General features: G+C 71.5%; 5 protein-coding genes. 2 read left to right on the top strand and 3 right to left on the bottom strand.

Features of this window, described 5'->3' with window-relative positions:
* Nucleotides 1-21 precede the first annotated feature (21 nt).
* Nucleotides 22-711, bottom strand: a complete 690-nt coding sequence (locus ACK42S_RS15960) for an HAD family hydrolase (protein ID WP_409709776.1) — start codon at nt 709-711, stop codon at nt 22-24.
* 365 nt (nt 712-1,076) lie between these two features.
* Here ACK42S_RS15960 and hemH point away from each other — a divergent pair, with 365 nt between their 5' ends.
* Nucleotides 1,077-2,168, top strand: a complete 1,092-nt coding sequence (hemH, locus tag ACK42S_RS15955) for a ferrochelatase (RefSeq protein WP_409709773.1) — start codon at nt 1,077-1,079, stop codon at nt 2,166-2,168.
* A 7-nt stretch (nt 2,169-2,175) separates the two neighbouring features.
* Nucleotides 2,176-2,586 (top strand): RNA-binding S4 domain-containing protein, encoded by a 411-nt coding sequence (locus ACK42S_RS15950; RefSeq protein ID WP_409709770.1) that lies wholly within the window; start codon nt 2,176-2,178, stop codon nt 2,584-2,586.
* 51 nt (nt 2,587-2,637) lie between these two features.
* Here the strand turns inward: ACK42S_RS15950 and ACK42S_RS15945 are convergent, their stop codons facing one another.
* Nucleotides 2,638-3,852 carry a DUF5666 domain-containing protein gene (locus ACK42S_RS15945; protein WP_409709767.1) on the bottom strand — a complete coding sequence of 405 codons (1,215 nt, stop codon included), beginning with the start codon at nt 3,850-3,852 and terminating at the stop codon, nt 2,638-2,640.
* Nucleotides 3,849-4,434, bottom strand: a 586-nt coding sequence (locus tag ACK42S_RS15940; protein ID WP_409709764.1) for a DUF6502 family protein, incomplete at its 5' end; no start/stop codon positions are given. The genes ACK42S_RS15940 and ACK42S_RS15945, both read right to left, overlap by 4 nt.

The following is a 4,434-nucleotide window of genomic DNA, read 5'->3' as shown; positions in this document are numbered from 1 at the left end:
GGCGCGCCCCCGCACCGCCCCTCAGGCGCCCAGCCGATCCGCCAGTTCCCCCAGATGGCGCACCACATGGTGGGTGCCGTCCGGTGCCCCGTCGGTCTCGGCGTGGATGTCGGGGCGGGCCATCCAGGCGGCCTGCAGCCCCGCATCGAGGGCCCCCCGCACGTCCAGGCACGGGTCGTCGCCGACATGCAGCACCTGAGCGGGCTGCGCCCCGGCACGACGACAGGCCTCCATGAAGATGGCCGCATGGGGCTTGCCCACGCCGAAGCTGCGTGCGCTGACCACGCCGCGGAACCAGCGGTCCAGCCCGATGATCTGGAGGTCGGCGTTGCCATTGGTCAGCGCCACCAGCGGGAAGCGCGCCGCCAGGCGTTCGAGCGCCGGCACCACGTCGTCATAGATCTCGACCCGGTGCCGCCAGGACAGGAAGGTTTCGAAGGCCGGCTGCGCGAGGCCCACATCGTCGCCGGCCAGGGCGAGCGCACGCCGAAGGCTCTCCAGGCGGATGGCGCTGAGATCGTGGGCCCAGTGCGGGTGGGTGCGGGCCACCTCGTCGCGCAGCGCCCGCAAACCGGCGGTGTCAAAACGCCCGGCCGTGGCCGGCGCATGCCGCCGCAGCCAGGCATGCAGTTGCGCCTCAGCCCGCTCGATGGCGGGCCACACGGGCCACAGGGTGTCGTCCAGGTCGAGCGTGAGGGCCAAGGGAGGCACGGCGGGTTGCGCAAAGTACGTCACCCCCACACAGTAACGCATTCGTCAAGGACTGCCACCAACCTGGGGCCATCCCGCAGTCCGATCGCGCAGATCGCGCCACCACTTCCCCTGTAGTGCCCGGCGGACTTCTGCCATCCCCATCCTTCACCCGGACACCATGTCCTGCCCGAGCGTCGCCGGCCTCAGCCTGCTCATCGCCAAGCGCCTGATCGATGCCCAGGTGCGGGCCGACATCGAGCGTGTGGCGCCCCGGCCGGGCGTGACCGTCTGAGCCCCACCCTCCACAGGGGCGACCCCGCCCGGCGGTGGTGGGGTCGGCGCGGCTCGGGAATAATCCAGGGCCCACAAGGAGCCCCACCCCGATGCGCTTCGCCCCCGAACCGGCCCATGCCCACGGCCGCGAGACCACCACTGGCGTGTTGCTGTGCAACCTCGGCACCCCCGACGCCCCCACCGCGCCGGCGCTGCGCCGCTACCTGGCCGAATTCCTGAGCGACCCGCGCGTGGTCGAGATCCCCCGCTGGCTGTGGAAGCCCATTCTGCACGGCATCGTCCTGCGCGTGCGCCCGTCCAAGTCTGCCGCCAAATACAAAAGCATCTGGACCGAGGAAGGCTCCCCGCTGCGCGTGTGGACCGAACGCCAGGCCAAGCTTGTGCAAGGCTACCTGGGCGAACGCGGCCACCGCGTGAAGGTGGCCGCTGCGATGCGCTACGGCCAGCCCTCCATTGCCACGCAACTGGATGCCCTGAAGGCCGCCGGGGCCACACGGGTGCTCGTGTTGCCCCTGTACCCCCAGTACTCGGGCACCACCACGGCCAGTGTGATCGACGCGGTGGGCGCCTGGGCGGCGCACACGCGCGCCGTGCCCGAGTTGCGCTTCGTGAACCGCTACCCCGACCATCCTGGATACATCGAGGCCCTGGCCCGGCGCATCGGCCAGCACTGGAGGGACCACGGCCGGCCCGACCGGCTGGTGCTCAGCTTCCACGGCGTGCCACAACGCACCCTCGAGCTGGGCGACCCCTACCACTGCGAGTGCCACAAGACCGCCCGCCTCGTGGCCGAGCGTCTGGGCCTGCGTCCTGAGCACTACCGGGTCACGTTCCAGAGCCGCTTTGGCAAGGCGCAGTGGCTGCAGCCTTACACCGAGCCCACGCTCGTCGAACTCGCCCGCCAGGGCGTGGGGCGTGTCGACGTGATCTGCCCCGGCTTCGTCAGCGACTGCATCGAGACCCTGGAGGAGATCGCGATGGAAGGCCGGCAGGCCTTCCTCGGCGCCGGCGGCCGGGAGTTCCACCACATTGCCTGCCTGAACGACCTGCACGAATGGATCGTCGCGCTTTGCGACATCGCCGAACGGCACCTGGCCGGCTGGCCCACGCGCGAGGCGTCCGACGCCGCGGCATTGGCGCGCCAGCGCGAGCGCGCCCTCGCGCTCGGCGCGGCCGCCTGAGGTCGGCATGGACGGTGTGCGCCTGGACAAGTGGCTGTGGGCCGCGCGCTTCTACAAGACGCGCAGCCTGGCCACCGACGAAGTCAGCAAGGGCCGGGTGCGCGTCAACGACCAGCCCGCCAAGCCCTCGCGCGAGATCCGTGTCGGCGACCGCCTGAGCCTCCAGCAGGGGTGGTGGACCCGCGTCGTGATCGTGCGCAGCCTCAGCGAAGTGCGCGGTCCCGCCCCGGTGGCTCAGCAACTCTACGAGGAAACGCCGGAAAGCCTGCGCGCGCGCGAGGAAGCAACCCGCCAGCGGCGCTTCCTTGCCGACCCCGCCCAGACGATCGAACAGGGCCGTCCCACCAAGCGCGACCGGCGCAAGCTGGCCGATTGGCAACGCTGGAGCGCATCGCTGGACGATCCGCCCAAGCGCTGATGCGGGGCCGCCGGCATCCGCGCTGCATGTCCGGCCCCGGCGCCCTGCACCTCAGGGGGCCACGCACTCGATCCGGGTCGCACGGACATGATCGCCGGCGATCCGGCCCGTCACCCGCACACGTACGCCGTTGGCCGGTTCGCACCCACGCTGCGTGCTGGCGTCCAGTTCGACGACCGTGTCACGCACGGTGAAGCGCGATCCGGACAAGCCTGACACCTCCCCGGTCAGTCGCGCGATGGACGCCTCGCTGTCTGCCGTGCGCAACTCCAAGCGGGCGTCGCGCAGCACCTGCAGCACCGCGTCGTAGCGCGCCTGCACGTCCACGTAACGCCCCTCCACCAGGTCGTCCAGGCTCCCTCCGTTCACCTGGGCCGACGCCCGCTCGATCACGGCGTCGGCGATGCACACGTAAACCAAGGGAGGCCGCTGGGCATCCGTACAGGCCTGAACCGGCCCCGACAGGCGCACCGACTGCTGCGGCAGCCATTGCCGGCGCAGGATCTGGATGCGATCGGCCTCGACATACGGGTCGCCCGGCGGGCCCAGGATGCCTCCGCGCGTCCACACCCGCACCGACTGCCCCTCGGCCAGTGCCTGGGCACGGGGAACGATGACCGTGCGGCCGTCCCGCTGCACCCGCAGGTTGCCGATGTTGAAACCCTCCGGCGTCAGGCCTTCGACGACGCCACCCAGGCGCAGCCAGGGGCTCTGCCCCGGCCTGTCCACCGTGGCGATCCGGGAGGCCACGATCTCGCGCACCCCACCGCTCATGCGGGCCAGGCCGTGCACTTCCACCCGCTGCCCCACCCGCAATGCCGAGGCGTCGGCCACCCCCACCAGCAGGGTCAGGGGCCCCTGCGCAGCATCGGTATTGACCCGCACCCGCTGGCCGGCCACCTCCAGCGGCGCGACCGAGGTGACCGAGCCGATCACCTGGGGCGAGATGCGGATCTCGGAGACCACACGCCGCCCTGCGCCATCGATCTCGAACTCGAGTTCGACGCGCTGGCCCAGGCCAAGCCGGACCTGCCCCGCAGGGATATCGGGGGCCCCCTCGACGCTGTCCAGGCGCACCCGGGCATTGGCATCGTCGAGCTCCAGGCCGTCGACCCACACGCTGCCAAAGCCCGACACCGCCCCCGACGACGACACCGGCGCCCCCGTCCCCCCCGAGCCCACACCACCGCCGCCGCAGGCGGCCAGCCCCCAAGCGACCACCAGGGCCATCAGGCCGCCCCGGCCCCATGTCAGGAAGATGCTCACGGCGACGACTCCTTCGGCGAGGCCGCTGCATCACTGCGCGGCGCCTCGGGCTCCATGTAGTAGTACACGCCAAAGCGCATGCGGTGAGGTTGCGAGGTCTGCCGGTCGGCCTGGTAGCGTCGATGGGCTTCCTCGGCCATGCGGGCGAAGTCCTGGGCCCACAGCCGCCGCGCCAACGCCCCCAACTCCTCGGCCGAGGCACGCGACAGGCCGCTGGCGAACACGCTTTGCTCGAGCAGCCGTGGTTCGGTGGTGGTCAGGTTGTGCACCGCGGCAGCCAGGTGATCGGCACCGTTGGCGGCGAACAGCTCGGCCATGGCCGCCTCGTCGGCCGAAGGCACGTAGCTCTCGGCCACGAGCTCCACCCACTCGCCGTCGATGCGCACCAGGGACAGCCGCTCCAGCTCATCGAGCAGGGTGCGCGGATGCACGTCGGTGGACACTTCCCGCGCCAGGGCTTCGAACGAGCCGCGCTCGCCCAGGCGCGGCAGCCGCAACGGGCGAGCACTGGCCGGATCGCGCCAGCGCGGGTCGGTGGCCCAGCGGGTGAAAACCAGCGACGCCGGCGAAAAGCTCTTGTCG

Origin of the sequence: Caldimonas sp., assembly GCF_046289365.1 — a bacterium.
Lineage (GTDB): Bacteria > Pseudomonadota > Gammaproteobacteria > Burkholderiales > Burkholderiaceae_C > Caldimonas.
This window is presented reverse-complemented; position numbering and strand designations above follow the sequence as displayed.